At 48.6% G+C, this 21,525-nt stretch carries 8 protein-coding genes; all 8 read right to left on the minus strand.

Translation table 11 applies throughout. From position 1 onward, the window contains the following. Positions 1-60: 60 nt before the first annotated feature. The 8 genes from L3C95_RS18825 to L3C95_RS18860 are packed head-to-tail and all read right to left on the minus strand — an operon-like array spanning position 61 to position 21,505. Entirely contained in the window at positions 61-1,632 is a 1,572-nt protein-coding gene (locus L3C95_RS18825) for a DUF4157 domain-containing protein (RefSeq protein ID WP_236389927.1), read from the minus strand. Between the two features lie 2 nt (positions 1,633-1,634). After that, positions 1,635-2,438 carry a ParA family protein gene (locus tag L3C95_RS18830; RefSeq protein WP_236389929.1) on the minus strand — a complete coding sequence of 268 codons (804 nt, stop codon included), beginning with the start codon at positions 2,436-2,438 and terminating at the stop codon, positions 1,635-1,637. A 42-nt stretch (positions 2,439-2,480) separates the two neighbouring features. After that, on the minus strand, positions 2,481-3,590 hold the full coding sequence (locus L3C95_RS18835) for an SMI1/KNR4 family protein (RefSeq protein ID WP_236389939.1): 1,110 nt from the start codon (positions 3,588-3,590) through the stop codon (positions 2,481-2,483). A gap of 5 nt (positions 3,591-3,595) precedes the next feature. Further along, the gene (locus L3C95_RS18840; protein ID WP_236389941.1) at positions 3,596-7,519 is read right to left on the minus strand and encodes a DUF4157 domain-containing protein; all 3,924 of its coding nucleotides are present in this window, start codon (positions 7,517-7,519) and stop codon (positions 3,596-3,598) included. Beyond that, a complete protein-coding gene (locus L3C95_RS18845; RefSeq protein ID WP_236389942.1) occupies positions 7,520-9,346 on the minus strand; it encodes a contractile injection system tape measure protein in 1,827 nt (608 codons plus the stop codon). Continuing rightward, a complete protein-coding gene (locus tag L3C95_RS18850) occupies positions 9,346-12,564 on the minus strand; it encodes a hypothetical protein (RefSeq protein WP_236389951.1) in 3,219 nt (1,072 codons plus the stop codon). Before L3C95_RS18850 ends, L3C95_RS18845 begins: the two co-directional genes overlap by 1 nt. A 25-nt stretch (positions 12,565-12,589) precedes the next feature. Further along, complete coding sequence (locus tag L3C95_RS18855) at positions 12,590-19,777, minus strand: hypothetical protein (RefSeq protein ID WP_236389955.1); 7,188 nt, start codon at positions 19,775-19,777, stop codon at positions 12,590-12,592. A 45-nt stretch (positions 19,778-19,822) separates the two neighbouring features. Beyond that, positions 19,823-21,505, minus strand: coding sequence for a tail fiber domain-containing protein (locus L3C95_RS18860; RefSeq protein ID WP_236389958.1), 1,683 nt, complete (start codon positions 21,503-21,505; stop codon positions 19,823-19,825). Between the last annotated feature and the right edge of the window lie 20 nt (positions 21,506-21,525).

Raw genomic sequence — 21,525 nt, forward strand, 5'->3', positions numbered from 1 at the left:
ATATCATTTACGGGTACCTATTGTATCATCATATATGGGTAACAGCTTATAAACATACTATCAGGGTGCTGCCGGAGCAGGGGGATCCGTCACCTTATCAGTCTTCGTCTCACTGGTCGCCAGCATATCAGCAACATATGCCCGGCGCTTTATCTCCCACTCAGCTTTTAGCGTTTCAAACGCGGCCTCAGTGATCGGCGTCCTGATGACTATTTCCGGGAATGGATGTGTCTTTATATAATCCATGAAATCAATACCATGATTCCCTTCATGGAAACCCAGCGACGTATTTCCCTTCTCTTTATCAGACTTGATAAACCCACGGCCATAGCCGGATTCACCTTTAGACGTCGCGTTAGCGCCGTAAATAGTCTCAATGATCAGGGTCTTTGAAATGGTCGCTCTTGTTACTTTATTCTGTCTGTTAAGTTCATAGGAAATCTGAGCGTCAATACTACCACTGGTAAAAGCACGATCGGCTGGAATATTTTCATCCTCCCTCGCTTTCCGGTCCGGTCTTATCTCCACTTTAAAACTGCCAATGGGGAAATAAGCTATTTTCGATTGCTCATCAGGCTTCACGCCCTCCGGCAAGGGTGTAGAGATCTCACGTTGTACCCCCGGCGTTGCATGTGCTGCCGGGACGGAAGATGCCTTTCCTTCTATTGCAGGCGCAGCTCCCTGTTGCACCACATGTGTCAGTTCATGTGCCAGCAGGTGTTTACCAGCGGAAGAATCTGTATCGTACTTACCGCTGTTGAAATACACATCATTACCATGTGTGAAGGCCTGTGCACCTATTTCATCGCTCAGCGCTGCCGCCTTCTCTCCTGTATGGATGCGTACATTGCTAAAATCGGCACCTATTGACTCGCTCATCTCGTTACGCACGTCGCGGGGAAGCAATGCGCCATCTCCCCGCTGATCCTTCAGCTGTTGCGCCAGCTGATCACTTCCTTCACGTGCGCCGCTGGAGTTGTTTTCTTTTGCCATCAAGGAAGGTGTTCCACCCTTCTTCTCTTCTTCTTTTTCTTCTTTAAGCACTTCATCTGCGGCGGGCTTTTTCTCAGGCTCTTCTTTCTTCTGCACAAGTTTCTCTTCTTCTTTTTTATCGGGTGCCGCCTTTTTCTGCAGTTGCTCCTCTTCCTTAGCCTTATCGCCTTTCTTTTGTACTATTTTTTCTTCTTCCTTTTTTTCTGGTGATGCTTTCTTTTGCAATAGCTCTTCCTCCTTACCCTTATCACCTTTTTTCTGCACAGGCGTCTCTTCTTCTTTTTTATCAGGCGCTGACTTTTTCTGCACAGGCTTTTCCTCCTCTTTCTTATCATTCATGCCTTTCTTCTGCACCTGCTTCTCTTCTTCTTTCTTTTCCGGCATGGCCTGTACAGCAGATATCTCCTTCCTTTGCACGGCAGTACCGCGTGCCGGTTGTTTATTTACCACTTTATCGGCCACGGAATCCGCTTCCTGCTCATACTGATCTCCCGGCTCACCGACAGCCAGTTTAGGTTGAAAGAAAGCGTCTTCTTTTGTTTGTATAGCGTTTGAGGTTGGGCTGAAGAAAGGCCCTTCCTTTTGATCTGTTTTTTCGGGGTTACGATGTCTCCGATAGCGACGACTATTCATTTTCATATCTATCGATTTAAATGCAGCGGAGCCACTGCTCCGCCACTGTTAAGGCGTTCTGCTATTTCTGTGGCCAATGCGTGGTAATCTTTCGCACCATTGGCAGTATTGTCAAACGAGAAGATATCCTTCGCCTGTTCCTGCGCCCTGGCCAGGGATATGTTACTGCGGATGCCGGACGCCAGTACTTTATCCGGATACATCTCCTGCAACTGTGCTCGTATCTGTTTGTGCATGCTTTTATGCTCGTCAAACTTTGTCAATACAAGACCCAGTATTTCCAGTTTCCTGTTAAGTTGTTTTTTGATCAGCTGCACATTCTTCATGAAACGCTGTACACCTTTAAATGGCAGGAATTCTGCCTGCAGGGGCATAAGTACATAGTCGCTTGCCGTAAGGGCATTGACGGTCAACATACCAACTGCCGGCGGACAGTCAATCACGACTATATCATAAGCGTCTCCCAGTTGGGTCAAGATCTGGTTCAGCAGCTGCTCACGGCCAAACATACTTACCAGTTCCAGTTCGGCGCTGGCAAGTTCCAGGTTGGCAGGTATCAATGGCAACACACCCGTATGCACGATGGCCTGCTGCGCATCTACCAGTTCACCGGTAGCCGCCTGCTTAAGCAGTTCGTAGACACTCAGGTCCATATCGTCAGAGATGCCCATGGATTGGGTGAGATTAGCCTGAGGGTCGAGATCAACAAGCAGCACTTCTTTTCCCATCCGTTGCAGGGCTGCTGCAAGATTGAGGGCAGTAGTGGTTTTGCCGGATCCACCTTTTTGTATAGCAATGGAAATAATCAACATATCATTTGGGGTAATAAAAGTGGTCAACGACCGTTAATGCACCTATTTCATCAAAATATGCCCGTGTTCATCTACTTCATATACACCACGCTTCAGCTCCTTATAATACTCGTCCAGCCACTGGTAAAAGCAGATGTGACCCGTTGGATCAGGACCTACATCATTGTACCGCGAGATCACCTGCCCGGGAGTGCCGGCCTTGCCTGGCGCCATGTCAATACAGATATGGTCATTATAACTATTCACTGCCACCGGTATCCATTGTTCATGCCACCATACCTGTTGCAGACGCGTATCCTTTGTCACCTTCTTCTGCGCCTTTTTAAAGGCACCTTCAGCATTCAACCCATTCATATCAGCAGCTGTCTTCACCGTACTTTTTTCATCATACAATGTATATTCCCCTACTGCGATCCTTTCATGCACAATATTGAAGGATGCCCTGAAGTCTTCCGGTAAGTCGATCTTCAATTTCTTCTCCAGTGCTGCTGCAGGAGCATCTGTTTTCTTTCCTTTTAAAGCACTGATCAACTGGGCCGCGTCTTTTACTTTGTGCTCTTCATACCAGTCAGCAATATTCTGCCACAAGCGCTTTACAGCCAGGTGAACAACTGAGTCTTTTTCCCGCTTTGGATCCGCTACAGGCAATTGTGATTTGCGGAGGAACAATTCCCGTAACGTTACAGGTAAACGCTCCAATTCGTCCGCTTCCTCATCAAACAAGGGCATAATGGTCATTAACCTTCCCGCTTCCTTCTCAGGATCCAGCCACTCAGGCTCCAGGTATCCTTTATTTACGATCACGACAGCATTCATACCATCAAACCCTGGCACTTCGACATTCCTGTAAATACTTCCCGGAGTGATCTCTTTTGCTGTTATCAGTTCCTGATAAAAATTATAAAAGAATGCGCCTGTTTCTTCGATCGCCTTTTTCGCACGTTTACCAATCACGTCGATATGTAACTCCACGTCATGATCAGACAGGGCAGATAAACCCAGCGAAGTAATGGTGCTTTCCGGCATCCCCTGATCGCGCATAGGATTTTTTACTGCAACATGGAAACTGGCATCGCCCTGCTCCGACTCTAAGGCTATTAAAGTGTCGGGCTTACCATACGTTTGCTCATAAGATCTGATCAATTTATCCATAGCATTTATTTTTTAAGATAATAACCGGAAAACTTCGTATCCCACCACATCCGGTGACTCACATTTCGGATAGGGTCATTGTACAACGGCGATTCACTGGCACTGGCAGCAGATACTACCGGGTCTTCAATGCCGTGATAACTGGACGCCCGGGCATTCCACTCCATATTCTTGCTCTTCTCCTGTTTATGCCCAAATAAGTTCCAGTGCTTTGAAGCCGGCATATTCTTTTTATGGCCCAGCACAATATCGGCAAAAGGCACCACTTCTCCAGACCTAGCACACCTGTAATAGGCGTCATCGGACCGCAGGAAAGATACATCGTTTTCTCTGCCTGGCCACCAGTTATATTTCTTTTCTTTTATAATGCTTATCTGCAAAACAGCAGTCATCCTGTCATCATATTTACTCACGTTTTTATATCCGTATAAATCCCTGTTCCTCCTGTTTACTTCCCTGTCATCGCTCGGGAAGATATCTTCAAAGCTATGTTTCTGGTATTTATCGCCTTCTCCGGCAGATGAAGAGTGTAAGAAAATAGTACCATCATCTTTCCAGATCTTGATCCACTTCAATGCAAGTGTCTGATCCACTTTCTTGTCCACCAGGAAATCCCTCAGGTCCCACGATTTAAACTCTACGTTAGCTCCCTTGAAGTTTTGTTTCGCTGCCTTCAACGCTGTCTCGATCGTTAGCTCCTCCTTCTTCCGTCCAGGCTTTTTCGTCGCCTGCACATATTCATAATCCCAGCTATCCCCACCGTCTATCACAGTAATGGATTTAAACACCTTATGCTGCGCTTTCACCGTTTCGGCTACCTTCTGTGCTTCTTCCTTCAGGATCTGTTTATTGTTCAGGTATGGAACTTCTTCGGTCTCTATCGCCTGTAAGCCAAGACTAAGTTGTTTTGCCTTATCTTTTTCATCACCTTTCTTATCCTTATCATCTCCCGGCTTCATATCGGCTTTCACCTCCACCGACTGTTTATTCGGCTTGTTCTTAATGCTACCTGTCACGGTCCAATGACTGGTACCCTTTGGTGCAAAATTGATACCCGGTGTATTGTGCTGTTTCTTAATAGCTTCAACAGCAGCAGTGATCTCTTCACGGGTCATCGGCTTATGTGCCTCGAGCGCCTTCACCTTCTGCATAGCAGCAGCGAAGTTCTTCAGTACATTAGGGTCTTCTTTTTCCGGCTCCTTGCCTTTACCCTTTCCACCTCCTGCTCCCGGAGCACCACCGGCGCCAGGTGCACCACCTTTACCCGGTGTACCACCAGCGGCAGGTTTACCCGGAGCAGCGGCAGGTGGAGGAGCACCTGCTGCAGGACCAGCCTGCGCTGCACCACCATCCACGAACTTGCCTTGTTTTTCTTTATCTCCCGCGCCGCTCTTCGGTGGTACGTGATCGTTCACCAGGTCAGTCATGAACTTCGCACCATCGAACTTAGCTTCGCTGAATGTCACTTCAGGTACTTTACCGGAACCTAACACGTATTCCATATCTGCGCCTATACCAAATTCTCCAGGTAATGGATATTCAAGAGCGCCTATCGGCCATGTCCATTTCTTATCCGGTGCCGGAGACCACCACGGACTATCCAGTTCTACGAACAGATCTCCGCTCAATCCGAGGAACGGCTGGGCAGCTATTTCCATATGTCCCTTGAAGAAGAATTCGCCCGGATCACGATAACCAATGGTCGGTCTTGCATCCACATATCCTTTCACGCCTGCATCTGCATTCAAGCCTACTCCCACCTTCACATCGTGGCCTGCTATCTCTATGCCCGCACCACCTTCTGCACGCAGGCGCAGACCGGCGTACGCCGACATGTTCAGAGAACCGGAGAGCGATATATTTTTCGCTATATCAGGATTGTTGGAGTAAGTACCCGCTACTTCAATGTTATAGATCTTCGCCGGGCCCACCTTCGCCAATGCGCTCAACGCCATATTGGCGAATACAAATACGTTACCTAACACCGGTATACCATAAGCCGCACGGGCTTCCAGCTTGAATAATTCTTTACTGTAATCTTTCTGCTGGAAGAGAATGATCTCTTTCGGCGGAGCGATTTTACCAACCACTGTCACAAAACCTTTACCATCCACGATCACGTTCACGCTACCGGCAAACCACTCCGTCATGTTAAACGTCAGTGTACCCATACCGGCCATACCACGCGGACCTTTACCCTGTGCTGCAGGTACTTCTGCTGGCAGCGCAGCTTCTTCTGCGGACACAGTTCCGATTTGTGCCTTTGCAAAATTGTCTGCGGTCTTTTTATCTGTCATGACCAACATCAGCGAACCACTCAAACGATCGCCGGCATATTGCACCATTCCCTTCACATCCAGTACACCTTCCTGGAACTTCGCCGCTATCTCTCCCGAGAAACCCTTGAAGCTCACTCCAAATGCACCTTCACCCGTCATCTTGTCTTCCATCAGGGTAATGGTCAGGCTGCCTTTTGCTACACCTTGTATATCCACTTCCGCAGTTGCGCTCACTGATGGTTTCATGTTCGTAAAACCAATATCCATAGTAGCGTCGGCGAAGCCACCTACCTTCACCTTTACTGCATTCAATGCGAAATTGAAAGTACCGTTCTCGAATGTATTCGTTGCTTTCGACAACACATTCTCTACATCCATGCCCGTCAGCCAGCCAAGTGCCTTGCCGTTCTTACGCAACCATTGGGGGATGGCTTCCGGTGCATTGTTTTGTCCGATAGTTGCAAATCCGCTTACCTCCCCATTTGCCAGTCTTACGGCCAGCATCGGATTAGCAGCACTAAACAATGGCATGTTCAATGGCAGATAAGCGTTCTTTACTCCTTCCATCACATTATCCTTCTGTCTTACCCTGATCACACCGGCACCAGCTACCTTACCAGCATTGATGTTGACATCCAGTCCTTTACTGCCCGCCCCTTTGATCGCTTCTATAAGGCTCCTGGATGGATTGAATCTGCCGGAAGATATATTCACCACCTCGGCCGGGGCGTTAGAAGCCGCTGCAGTTTTAGCACCCGGTGCACGCTGTATAGTATCCATAGCTCTGGATTGTACATCAGGCGTTTCCTCGTTTTTCTCTGCAGATACACTGTCTTCCTTTTTCTGTACGCCAGGCGTTTCCTCTTCTGCGCTAAGCTGAGGATCAGTTTTCTTCTGAACAGCCGCGCCCTGTTGCACCGTATGCGTCAGCTCATGCGCCAGCAGATGCCTGCCGCTACTGCTGGTCGCATCAAATTTATTATCGTTGAAATAAATGTCGTTTCCATGTGTGAACGCCTGCGCCTGCAGCTCGTTACTCAGCTCAGACGCTTCAGATCCTGTATGTATACGTACATTACTGAAGTCAGCGCCTATCGATGACTCCATCGCCGTCCTGGTATCGGAAGGCAATGGTGTACCCGAGCCCTTCGTTTGCTGTAAACGGTCCTCCAGTCCGCTATTGGCCGTATCTGTCGCATTCTCACCGTTTCCTTTCTTCTGAATATCATCCGGCGGGTCGCCCATGCTATCGAAGATAGGCTTACGTTGTAGTTTCTTCTCTTCTCCGGATATCTCTTCTTCTTTTCCCTCCTGTTCCTTCATTTGCAGTGCATCAGCTTGCGCAGCTGATGCAGGTATATGTCCCGAAGGCACTGTACTGACAGGAGCCGGCGCTACTGTTTTCGCCTGTACAGCTGCAGGTTCGCTCATGCGCTGAACTACTTTATCTGCTACCTGGTCGGCCTGTTTTTCATAGTGGTCGTCGGGCTTTCCAATACTCAGTTTCCGTTGAACGAAAAAGGGTTCTTTTGCCGTTTCCTTCTCTCCGAAAAAAGCACTATCTCCTGGGTCCTTTCCGAAGAAGGAACCGCTGGCAGGTTGCTTTGCTTTACTGCTGCTCGTGCTCTTATTATCGGTTGCTTTTATCATTTAGGTCCAAACAGTTTTTATCAACCATGGCATCCACGATAATCCCACTACACTAAAACCCCATGGCAATTGGTTTAACAACATATCATACGCCTGCTGTGTTACATACAGCTGCCACTCTTCCTCTTTCCATTCCAGCTTTCCTTCCCTTAACAGGAAGTTGCCGCGTAAACCATCGGGCGACGTATTTCCCAATGCGTTCCAGTGAGAGATCACAGCGGCTAACAATTCATTGGCTTCGGTTTTCTCTGCTTCTGTAAGTGGTATAAAACGTCTCACCGGTTCTGCGGGCTGGATACCGCATAGTATTTTGGGTAATACCAGGTCATACTCAGGAATTTCTTCTTCGCCATAAGCCAGGTAACCCAGTAACTGTACTGCCCTGTGCTTCGCAGCTTCATCTTTGAACTGCTGCCCCTCCCGGAGTCCCAATGCATCAAAACAGAAGGATAGGTAAGGATGCAGTAATATCAGTCCTGCATTATTGATGTAATAAACAGATCCGGCTGCAGGTGGTTCGGGAGACACTGTCTCTTCATCTGCAGACGAAGACACGGTCCGCTTTTCCTGGGAAGGCTCAGCATCCTTATTTACAGACGTTTTTACAAGCGTTGCTTCTTCACCTGCTCGTGTATCTCTTTGTTCTCTTTCTCCGGCTGCTGTTTCCTCTTTTTCCTTTACGGGAGATGCCTGGCTTTGCTTCACCTCCTCCCCTGTTTCTTCCCGGCGTGTCTTCTCCGCCTGATGTTCCTGCTCACGGCTGGCTCTTTTGGTTGCCTGCTGTTGCTGCTCCGGAATATCTCTTGCCTCATCATCCTGACGTCTCTGTACACGATCTTCCTCATCCCGTTTTCCCGGCTGTTGTCGCGCTTCCTGCTGTGTGACAAACACCTTCTTTTGCAAAGCAGTGATCTCAGGTACATATTGCGTCGCAAGTGTCGTTGCCGCCTGCTGCAATAAGACAGGTATTTTCACTGTTGGTGTAGCCTCTTTATGCAGCACATACAACAAACCTGGCGCGGCCTCTTCATTTGCCCTACCCAGTTGCTGTATCAGTTGCTCAAGAACAGCAGCATTGCTCACCGTATGCCCGGGCAATATTACCTCTCTGATCAGCCAGATGAAGAGATGCTCATGATAGCTTTCCCTGGCAGGTAGCGCAGGAATTAACTGCTGTGCAGGAAGCAATGCATTGACCGCTTCCCGCAGCTGCGGATGATAGATAAACGTTTCCCATTCTTCGACCAGCTGCAACACCTGCCGGTATGCATTGGCACCATATGCCATTATCCAGTTCCTGATAAAGGCAGGAGAGAACTGCAATACTAGTCTCCTGATGGCATAGGGATGCTCGCTGAACAACTGCCTGCATTGCTGCAATGCATATGTTTCAGATGATAATGCAGCCAGCACGCCTGCCTCCCACTCCTGTTGCTGCCATTTCACAGCTGAAGACGGCAGGCTGCCTTTCTCCAGGAAATGCAGCCAGCTCTCATAGTAGCCCTGCACCAGGGGTATCCTTTGCATGCCGCCTGTCATCGCTAACTGCGCCTGCATCTCCTGGTAATGCCTGCGGAGATGACTGATGATCATCTCCGGCAGTTCCTGGCGTAATGTTTCCAGCTTGCAGGAACCCAGGTCTATTTCCAGCTTATCTATTTGTAATAAAGTGTCCGGATCGGCCCAGCTGTCCAACAACGATGAAAGCATCGGCTCCAGCTCTGTTGTACAACGGGCGCTCAATGTTCCCTGCAATGCAAAGGCTTCCTCCCTGGATGGCAGTTGCACTTCCAGTAAAAGTTTTCCAATGGCATGTTGCTGTTCCATTAAGCGATCAGTCCTCTATAAGTGTTTACTGTTTTTTCATTCTCTCCTGTAACAATACCGGCGGTATCCCAAACCTCCTGCCACTGTGCCAGACCGTCCCGCTGTGCGGTGATGGATTCGGCAGCTGTCTTCACCAGTTTTCTGGCTATTGAAGGCACTTTCTCAGGAGATGCTACGATCAGCCTGTCAATATAATAAGCAGTGGCATAAGCAAGCAATCTGATCACCTGCACCTTTTGCGCTGCTTTCAGTTTGCTGAAGCCTGTCTGCAAGGTTGTCTGCAATTTCTCATACGCCACATGCAGTGTCTCAGGTGCGCCACTGGCTAACAGGAAGGCCTTTGTATCTGACCAGCGGTTGTCTTCCGCCAGGGTATCATCCTCCTTAGCCATCTTGTTGACATCAGCCCGGTATCCCAGGATGCGTTTGTTAAACACAGCGTCGGTATTCACAACGGCCTTCGCATTTGCGTTTGGATCTGCAACCGTATCTGTATCCACTCTGGGTTCTTCCTCTGACGGCAGGTATGCACTGATTGTAAGTCTGGCAGACGAGTCCTGACAACCCTGGACATCTTCAAACCCGTACTCTAATATATAAATACCCACCTGCGGATCTTCTACGCTCAATGTTGCATGTGTTTTGTCTTCTTTCCAGTTCACATCAAACTTTAAAGGATCAACAGGTTCCTCATTGTCGTTCTGTTGTAAAGTGAGGCTGAAGACGCCACCATAAGGACTGGCTTCTATGCCGATCTCATTTGTGTCAGAGATATCCCAGTCCACAGTACCCTTACCGTCGCTGGTCAGCTTCACATCACCCAGTGGACAGATAGTGATCTCCTTTGAAAGCTTACTTTCCAACGCACCGCGGGAAGCTGTTAATACTACAGTAAAGACTACACCCGATTTTCTCGGCAATTTGAATTTCACTATTTCACCGATGTCTGTTGTATCGTCGTCGCTTACCAACCCGCCTTTGTAATCCCGCAGCTCCCAATGATATTTATCTGCCCGTAGCGACTGGTTCTTCAGTGATATCTCAACACCTTCTTTATTCGGCAACTCTGTTTGCTCAGTAATGTTAAAGCGGGCCACCGGTGGTGCTTCTGTAAGTATCAGGTTGATAACCGGCTTATCGGAACAGCAGATATAAGGCAGGCAGAAATCCGCCATCACTTCGTACCCCTCCAGTTCTTTCGCCAGGCTAAGTGCAGCAGCCTTTTCCTCTTCGTTACTACTGAGCAGCAGGTTCACCAGCGTTGACTTTTCCTCTTCAGAAAGGGATGCCACACTGGTCTTTGCACATACCAATACCAACGTACCGCCTTTAGGTACGCCTCCATTGTGTTCAAGTCCCGGATGTTGCTCCGCAAAATGATGAAACAAGAGGTTCTTTGCCAGTTCTTCCTTACGGGTAGCATATTCTTTGCATACTGCATAAAGAGACCTTAAATGCGCCCGGCAGCACGTCTTATCGTCATCGTCACACATACCTTCACTGTTGCAGATTTCCCTGAGCTTCGCTTCCAGATCAACGATGGGTGGTTTGCCAAACAAAGCTACCAGCGCTTCAAACATAATACCGATATCATCCCGGTCAAACTTACGTCCACCGAAAATGCGCTCTTCAAAATCATCAGAACAGGTACGTGCACAGCGGATATCGTTCACAATCTTCTCCAGTATGATGATCAGATCACTGAATTCTGCTGCGCGTTCCTTGATCAGATCATCCATATCATCCTCGTCGCCAATGTACACCACCTTCACATCAAACGGCAGATGCAGCTCACTGCGCAGATCCGTAATACGGTCCTTCACATCTTTCAGTATTACACCAGTATGTCCTTTGATCCGGAAAAAATCATAGCCATCCATGTTACCCAGCAGGAACTTCCTGTCTTTTTCGTCCGAAATACCCGGAATGTTGAAGGTGCGGCGATTTCGGGTCGCTGCTGCATTCCAGTTTGCTGACAGTTCAGTCGGATTATTATAATAGAATGGAATGGCCCTTTCTGACAGCAGTTTATTGATACCTGCGTCCGGCGTAAAATGTACGCCAGGCAAAGGGAAATCCTCATCTTTAAAACGAGTATGTGCCACATCTGCCAGGTATTTCAGACGCTTCATCAACAAGCGGGGTTTTTCCAGTGCGTCAATGCTCAGGTCTGCAAAAGGAGGCCTGTAAAGCCCCATACGGTAATTGATGTCGCCTGTGCGGATACTGTGCAAAGCTATATATCCCCTGAAGCGGTCCTTCTTCGGCATCAGCGACAGGTAGCTGAAAAGATCTGTGGCTACAAGCTCCTGGTAAGTAGCCACCAGGTCCCTGTAATAATCATACAACCAGGGCATTTTACGCCCGTCCTCACCTTTTACAGCTGTACGAAACTCTCCTAATTTTTCTGACAGCTTGTCGAATGGATTGGCCTCTTCCAGCCCCAGCTTTTCCTTCACCAGTTCATACACTGACTTAAAGGCTGCCTCGATCAGTGGTTCTGCCGCTTCACAAACAGCATTAAAACCGTTGCTGACAGCCGCCCAGCTGGTAAAGGTCTTAAAAGAGATGAATGCGCCACCCGCACTCGGCGTATACCCCAGGCGGTTGATCATTGGGTCATTCTCTCCCGCATCTGTTGCATCATTGATAAACCAGTCATTCAGTTGTTCCTGCGTGAAATAGCTCTTTGGGATCAGTGCTGCTTCAACTTCCAGGTTCTTTTTACTTTCACTGTTCTCATAACCATACAGACAACTGTTCTCCGTCGATTCATCAGTACGCACAACAAGAACGATCAGGTAGGGCGCGGTATCTTTCTCTTCGGAATTCTCCGGGTTAGTTCCTGACAGCCGGAAGATAAGCTCATTCCGGTTCACTGTGTCGGTAGTGAGCACCTTAACAGTGGCGGTATCTTTCAACACTGGCACCTTAATATCATTTCCTTCCTTTTTGAAGATGCCCCGATAAATGATCTCCTCCTCCAATGTAAAGAGCTGGCCGTCTGAAGTCACCGCTGTTCCCGGTTTCAGTGTAACAGTACCTGCTGTCGCGTCCACCGCTACTTCAAGACCATAAAAGATACCTGATCCGTCCAGGTACGCACGCGTATCCTGGTCCTCTGCCGCAGTAAGAGTGACAATATTATTCAGGCTGCCGCTCTTCAGCTGCTGCCCCTTATTAAAAACCGGGTAAGAGGTAGAAAAATCTATTTTCATTTCTGAATAATTTATTTATTTGATATTATCCGAGCATTGCCTCGTCAAGTATGATCAATGGTTTATCATCCCCTCCTTCTTCATCATACAGGTATGCAGCCGGATATACATTTTTTAGTTCTCTTAATATTTTATTCAAAGCCTGCAAACTATCGTCATAGTCGCAGCTCTCTTCCCTGGACATGGCGCCCAGCCACTGCTTCCAGGCCTTTTCATACTGCAGCATCTGTTGGGGGCTTATCCAGACAATGTTGAGCCGTATATGCGATGGGGCTTCCCTGCGCAACGTATCCTCAAAGAACTGCCTGAAGCGGGCCAGCCGGAAACGCTGTGGCCATGCCGGCAATACCACCGTAGCCCAGAAAGAATAAGGATCGGCCAGGAATGTACGGTCACAGAAAGCCGCATTCTCCTCATCTATATCCTCCTCATCATCACAGCAAAGACACACCTCATTGCATACCGGCAGGATCGCATCTTCTGTTTTGCATACGATCGGGATCACCACCGTGCTGACATTTGCTTCCGATGCACCGTCCGTCAGCGACTTCATTTCCTTACGTACAAACGCCAGATCACTCAGCAGCTCGATCACCTCTTCAGTTGCTGGCAGCGAAGCCACTGCAATCTTTTCATCTTTCCTGTACCAGGAAATGGCCATCATGGACACCTGTTTCTCAACAAATACTTTATTATCGTCAGTGGCCGCCTGCAAGGCTTTGATATACGCACTGGCATCTGCAAATACAGATTCACTGACAATACGCAACACAAACGTAGACTTCCGTTCAGGATGCCAGTTCAGCTGCAGCTGTAACGCTTCATAAGACTGTTGCTGTCCGCGGGGACGCATCAGGATATGTTCCAGCAGATGCAGGCCTTCGGCGCTGATAACTGTCTGTACATACTCCATGGCTGCATTACGTGCGGAGATGCTTGTATAGGAAAGCGGATGTTCCGCCTGTATTCCCGCCGGGTTCACCAATGTTATACCAAAAGGACCACAGGCATCTTCGTCTCCCCGCTGATAATTGCGCAGGTCCAGCAGCAGACCAGTGGCGGTTGTCAATGCCTCTTCTGCTTCTTCCGGCGTATCGTACACATGTGCAGACTCCCAGATAGTGGTATAGTCATAGCTGATCTTATTGCCCACCATCAGCTGCTCTATATTGTTGATCTCAAAAGCATACCCTTTGCCACTCTCCACCACCGGGAACATCATCGCGTTAAAGATGCGGGTAGCACGGTCAATCTCTATATCTTCACCGCATATCACCTCAGGCGCTACGGCAATGATCTTTCCATCCATATCCTTCAGATACAGTGTGTAGGCGTTCTCACAACCGGGCATCTGCTCATAATAATAGGAAGCTTCAGACCTCGCCATCTCCAGCAGGAAAACATAGAAATACTGTTCTGCTTTCTCTGCCAACGCCGGAGAATTATAACGGGTTACCGTCTGCCACATCACCTTACCACCCTTGCCTAACAAGTGATAGTAATACAACTTGACAGGAGATGTCTCCTCATCGTCTTCTCCTCCCTCAGACGCGGATTGCCAGAGCTGCGCAAAAGCAGGCAATTTATCATAGCTCATCCACAATTTGGAGAAATCAATCTTCTCCGGGTGATCAAAATACCAATCCAGCAGAAGCGGGTCTGTGTTTCCTCCCTCTTTCGGGTTTACAAACCAGCCATAAAGCCTTTTTTTGCAGTAAATATCTGCCTGCAGTTCCATGCGTACTTCCTCTCTTTTCTCCATACCCTGGTACCAGCCTGCATGCTGTGCTACACGGTACACACTGTCATCCACCATACGGAAAGCATAGCGGCAGCCGCCGGCATAGTCTGTATAAGGGAAGAAGTTCTTATTGTCAGGATCAAGATTGTCGAGGAATGTTTGTAATCTGTCCCACGCATCCTGTTCACTCACGTCATCTTTTTCCTTATCACACCGTTTTGTCACCTGTTGAATGTCCAGCAAAACCTTACCCAGGTTGAGCGAATAATAACAACCTACCGTTTCATTATCCAGGCAATAGTTGCCCCGGAACAGCAGCAACTGCATAAATTCCAGCAGATCAGCCGTTGCTGCATCCGGATCCGGATAAGTGTGAATACTCTCCCACTCGTAGGCATTTATTTTTGTGTTGTAGATATGGAATGCAAAAGTTCCGTCAGCTTTACGGTATACACCATGCCTGCGTGCAAATTGCCGCCTTGCCTGCATAGCAGCCGTATAAGCCTCATAACTGCCTGGTGTGATCTTAGTCACAGCCAGTGGCTGTCCTTTATCATCATTCAGATAAAGATCTTCTGTTGTGGCCGTCCACGCACTATAATGCTCAACAGACAATGAACGCTGTAACAGGTCCCAGCTTTCCGTTCCGAAGGCTGCCATTGCAGCATCTGCTGTAGCATAAGCCGCCACACTCTGCCAGAGCACGAAATCATTGCGGCGCAATTGATAGTGGTACCTGCCATTTTCTCCCGCCACGACAGACGCACCTTTCTCCAGTACAGTATAACCCGGCAACTTGCGATGGTAGCGTTGCAGTAACGCAAGGACAGTCTGTTCTCTTTCTGCGGCAGAATCAAACTGCAAACAGTACCGCGCTATTCTGTAATCGCGGTCCCAAAGGCGATAGCCGATCACGGCGTTTTCACCACCGCTCTGATAGAGGTCCGTCCGCACATCTACGTCTTTCGAATACGAAGTAAACTTGCTCAATGTAAATCCGGCCCACATAACAAGCCTTTTAATGGCTTCATTACCCTCGTACTCACTATCATACAAATGCGGATGTACCGCTACCTTGTTACCCTTATCAAAGAGATATACACGGTAGCCCCCTTCTTCCTTCACCACATCGTAGTTAGTCTCTGTGCGCGCCAGTTTCTCAAGTATATATTTCAACGCGTCTTCAGCCTCTCCCAGTTCCGGTTTCTCATCCAGTCCCTCCAACGCAGTTTCAGGATACCAGCAACAGCAGGACAGCCATTCCCACCTATAACGCCAGGCGCCGGTGAGCTTTACTTCGGTCACTGCCTGACCATGGTCCTGCAGGAAGCGGAGCGTACGCTCTATCGCTGCATCCCTCGCTTCTGTAGTCGTATACTCGAACGGATGTATTGCCAGTACCTCCTTTTTATCGCTAATGATCTTAAAACTATAGGTACAGTCTTCAAGGCACGTCTTCAGATAGTACTGCCGCTGCTTGCCAAACTTCACTGTGTTGTAAAAAGCAGTACGCACCTCGTCATAACTGTGATAGAAGTGAGGTTCCTGCAACAACAGCCCCTCACCGTCACTGATCTTGAAGTAGTAATGGTACAGGGTGCTGACAGACCATCCTGCGCTTTCCTGTAAAGCAGTCACTTGCTGACGCAGCAACAGCAATACGGCATCTCTTTCTTCCGCGGTTGAATACCATTTACCTTGCTTTGCAAACGGCACTCCGTCTTTCGTAAAGGCGAAATAACCATATCCGTTTGCCGGCTGCTGATCCGCCTGTATGTCTGCTGCCGTTGCAGCCAGTAGCCAGCCCAGGAAAGCAGTTGCAGCCGCCTCACGGTTGTCCCATACAGGAATGCTCTGCAATAAGGCCGCGCCGCTCTTTTCATCTTCCCATAAGAAGCCGTAAGCGCTTACCGCTTCGCCCCTCTCTACCCACAGTGAGTCCTGACCTGCTTTTAGAAGTATTCTTTCCAGCAATTTTGTGGCAGTAGCATGGTCGTTTGTTTCAGGACTTTCCGCGAGTAATTGTCCCGCGTCATCATACACATGCACCACATACCGGCACTCATCGGCCGTATATATCGAAACGCGTTGCGGATCACTGGCATGCCGGATAACACTGCGTGTCGCCTGTGCTACCGCCACGCCGTCAGGAACAGCACGGGCTGTGGTGAGCAGGATCTCAGGTAAACCCGCCTGACATTCAAGGTCTTTAAAATGATAGATGGCCGCTGATACCGAGGTCACGGCTCCGCTTACCGTCAGCCATAAACGGCTGAACAGGTTCACATATTTATCCCGCGCCAACCGTGCGGCATCTCCTGTTGGGAAATCAGATATATGCACAGACATCACGGTATAACCCTGTGTGCCATCCTCTTCACCTGCTTCCTTACGGATCACCTGCAGATCATAGCGGCCACCACCCCTGTGTACGACAAGGTAGTTATCTACATGGGATGCCAGTTCTACAAACTGCACGAAAGCTACAGGCAGCTGCGCTTTATCTTTAAAAGGCACCATCCCCTGCCATGCAGCTTGTCCTTCACTCATCATCTGCCAGTTGTATAATTCTGACGCTTCACGCTGGTATACCAGGTAGTGCTTACGGAAGTACTCCTGCAACTCTTTCATCTTCTTCTGTGCAGCTTCCGTTGTGCCGTACGCCTCCGGATGATAAGCGATCTGCACATTGTTCCGCACAATGATGATCCTGTAATTACCCGCTGCCAGCTCCGGTTCTATTTTCCAGACACTATCATCCTGTAATATCTCCAGGCAGTCATAACCATGCGAAAAGGCGATCTCCTGCGTTTCAAAACCCTGTTTGCTTTTCAGCAGGGCCTTACCGTAATCATCAGGCAGCAGGAAATAATATCCTTCCTGTGTCTGCAGGTACACCCGATATTGCCCGTCACCGTCGAAGAATTGCACAAACCAATCCATCACCGCATCCCTCTCTTCTTCGGTCGAATACTCATAAGAATACTTTGCTGCGATCCATTCATTCGCAGTCAATGGAGATTGTATATAGAAACCAAACACGCCTTCTCCCGGACATCCGTAAGGCCTGTAATTAGCCTTCGCTGTACCCAGCTTAAGGAAGTCCCCGAAGACGGTGCTAATATTTGCTTTGCTGTGCAGACTCTCACTTACAAATAAAGGAGTGGTCTGGCCAGGAATGGCGCACTCGAATCCTGTCTGCTTCTCTACATTGACAAGATCAAAGTTATTCAGCGAGGCAGACGGAGATTGTCGTATGCCCATCAGTCCAGCCACCCTTTTTTCCAGGCCACATACCGGAAAACCAGTAGCTGGCTCCTTGTAATTAAAGGCCAGTGCGCGGTTAGCGCTGGTCTCCGGGTAAGCAGACAGGAACGCGGCCTTATCTGCAATATTGCTGGCAGGATCATTCTTCTTCCCACTCAGATTATACATCATCAGTGCATAATCTGTGAAGTCTTCAGAAAACCTTGCCAGCAGATGGTTCAGGAACCGCTCCTTCCTTTCATTGTATTGATCTGAAGTTTCATACAATGCTGTGAGCATTTCCGTATCACCTGCATCATTGTACACGAGATCGAAACTGTAGATATCCTCCTGGCGGTTATTGTTACGGCTGTAACTACCCGACAGGGTAGCCAGGAATACAACGTCCAGTGCGGCCTGCTCTGCTGCCAGCTTCGTACTGAAGAAAATAGTGCTTTCCAGCAACACATTATCTGCCGTATCTGTCAGCTGAAAATACCAGCTACCGTCATCTTCCCGTTGCTGTATAACACGTACTACATTATTGTTGGTACACTCGCTGATAATACGGCGGATCATTTCATCACGCAGGTACATAGAACTATAAACCTTGCGTGCAGTACCCGAAGCATCCGGCTCATAAGCCAGCTGCATACCGTTGTACGAAGTGCCCGTTGTATTCTGTGGCAGCTGTTTCTTATAGCGCAACAGCGAAGGCAACTGTGGGATGCCGCTGATGTCGGCCGGGAAGTAAGTATGTTCACCTCCTTCCGGTGCAGGGCGTAGGGAGAATAACTTTCTGATGCTGGATAACTGCGCAAAATAATCCGCCAGTAACCTATCGAAGAACAACAGGTAAGCCTGCAGCTGCAATGCCTGCGCCTTTCTGGCGGCAGTGGCATCGCCCGGTACTTCGTTCTTACCGATCATGTACACCTTCGGGAATTCATACTGCACGGAAGTATATTGCGCAAGGTCCAGCTGACGGCCTTTAGGCACAACAGTGTCCAGCGCTTCCCTTTGTTTAGGGAATTTATTATAGTCGGAAATACCTTTCTTATATCGTTGGTTCACAACTTCCGCATTCGCATTAAACGGCAGTTTGTTGCGGAAGAAGATCACATTAGATGTTTCGGGAGACAATACAGGACGATGGTCCTTCTTCAGGTGCAGGCACCATTCCTCCCCTTCCTGTTTGATGGGATTACCGGCTGCATCCGTCATGGCATAACCATCCTCGTCAGCACTGGTCATCAGCAGACGGGTTACACCTGCTACACCAGGCACCTTCATGATAATACGGTAGAGATCCGAAGCACGCAGCTCCGTCATCATTTCCAGGCTTTCCAGTTCCTGTACATCGATGAAACCATTCTGTTGCAAAGGTTCACCTTTCGTAAAATCGTAAGGACGTCCTTCGAAGATCTCTTCCATGCTTCTGCCCTTATCCAGCAGCTGTTGCAGGCTGTAAAAGACAGGCGCTGGCGACAGGAAATCCTGGATGCTGCTGTAAATATTCAACAGCACTTCGTCGGGGTCATAATTCGCTGCCAGTTCAATATGCAGGCAAAGACTGATAGGTTCTTTCTCCAGCACCACAATATCAGGAAAGTCTTCACAGAGGTTACGATGTGCATGCAGACGTGTGTCGATCTCCGACAATACCGTATCCATAGGGAACACGTCATTGCCGCAGGCATCCTTCTCATAGGCTGCAGCATACACATCATCGGGCTCAATGTATACACGATACAGCCCTCTCAGGGGTATGGATGAAAGACCTTCCGACAACCGGGTATTGTCAAGGTTACCGTTATCGCAGTCATAGCTCAGGGAGTACGCCTCTTCTGTTTCCGTTTCATTGATCGGCAACAGCCAGGCATTACGTACACCCTTGATATCGATGAGCATGCGGCGGATGTCTGCAATGGTCAGGGGATTATTTCCCAGGATCTGTGCAGCTGTATAGAAGTTATCTTCCCCGCCTCCCGCAGGCGCGGCAACAAGGTCTTTGAATGAAAGTTTGGTACGATAGTCCAGGTCCGTCAGCACGTAACACAGGGCCTCCAGCATAGTGATGCCCGGATCGTGCAGGTTGTGGTCTGTCCATATCTTGCCTGAAAGATCCGCAACATGCTGAATGCCCAGTTTGCGCAGCGTGGCAAAGTCCAGGTATTCCGGGAAGCCGCTGTCTTTATCTGTAGTTATATATTTGAGATCAGGCATTTTAAGATAGTGCTTAGTATAATGTATCGGTGATCAGGTCCCTGCTTATTTATTTTCCAGGGCATCCAGGCGTTTCTGCAGTGCAGCGATCGTTTCCTGCTGTTCCTGTATGGCTTTGGTCAGTACAGCCACCATATTGGCATATGCCAGCGTCTGCGTACCATCGCCATCTGTATTTACCAGCTCCGGGAAGAACTCTTCCACCTGGTGAGGCAGGAAACCAATCTGTGTTTCCGTTGAAGGACAATTCGCCTTCTGGTTGAAAGTGAAACTAACAGGGTTCAGTTTCTTCACCTTGTCGATCACCGTACCCAGTTTCACAGGATTGCTCACCTTACGTACATCAGTATCCAGATACAGGCCAAAGGCACGCGCCTTGCCCTTTACATTCAGATCAAAGCCTGTTGGTGTCAGACCTCCAATGATGGTTTTACCTTCTTTGGAGATCGTAACGAGATCATCACCCTGGTTTATTTCCAGTTCATTACCATTACCATACTCACCACCTTTCTTAAACACAAAGCCTTTGGAAGCATCTGTGAGGAATACACCCCAGTCGTTGTCGGCACCCAACAGCATGTAATTGCGCTTTTCATTGTTAGGGCGGTTGTTGATGATACTGAAACCAGGGTTGGTATTATCGAGACACATCAGGAAAGCACCCGCGCTGTTAGCTTTGGTGATTTCCACATTGGTAACGGGTGTTTCTGTGCCGATACCTACACGGCCATCCTGTTTGATGGATACCAGTGTTTCTGATGCCGGCTGCGCAATATTCTTCAGATAGTTTTTGCCTTCTTCCAGTCCCTTGCGGAAATAGAACCCTTCGCCTGCATTGGTAGTGAAAGTAGCAGCAGTACCATCCAGTGTAGCATTCAGGTAGCGTTGGTCGGATCCCTCTCTGTGGATCCATACCGCCTGGGGCACCACCGCCCGTACCGGGTTCAGTAAAAGGCGGGCGGAAGCGATGTTACTGATGTCAACTGCCGCCTCAGGGGTATCAGTACCAACGCCCACAGCAGCACCGGTATCAGGTGTTGTGATAAACACCGGCTTTACAGCCGGAGCATCCTTAGGTACATTTACTTCGCCATCAGCAGGTACTGGCGGCACTGTGGTAGTGAAGAGGAACCCTTCGGTATTGGTAGTAAAGACAGCTTTATCATCGGCCAGTTTTTCGGACAATGACTTTATGCTGTCGCCAACGGTATGCTGGATCACAAATTCAGGCGTCTGTGCATTATCAGGACTGAAGAGAAAATCTCCTTTCAGTTCATCTGCATGAATATGCACACGTGCTTTAGGATCTTCCGTGCCCATACCTATCTTGCCAAACACTTTGGCATACATGATAATGGGTACTTTATCTTCATTGCGGATAATCTCCCAATCTTCATCGGAAGCATCGATATCCAGCATTTTCCAGTTGGTACAATCTATTTCAGGGTTATCGGTGGAGCAATGCCCTTTTTTATCAGCTTTTGTATTATCGCCGGTATTTCCGTCACAGCCACATGGCTTATCGCCTGCGGGTGTACAGGTATACAATGCATTGTTGTAGATCACTACATCGCCTTCGTAATAGCAGATCCCAGCCGCCCATTTGCCGAAAAAAGCATCATCCCTTCTTACCAGCGTAGAGTCTATCAGGTTAAAGAAATCCTGCGAGGTGGGTATAGCGCCGGTCTTAAATTGTGCTTTCAGCGCTGCTCTGGTTGTTATAGACATGGGGGTATCTTTTAGTTTTT

Origin of the sequence: Chitinophaga filiformis (assembly GCF_021646545.1) — a bacterium.
In the GTDB taxonomy this organism is placed as follows: Bacteria; Bacteroidota; Bacteroidia; order Chitinophagales; family Chitinophagaceae; genus Chitinophaga; species Chitinophaga filiformis_A.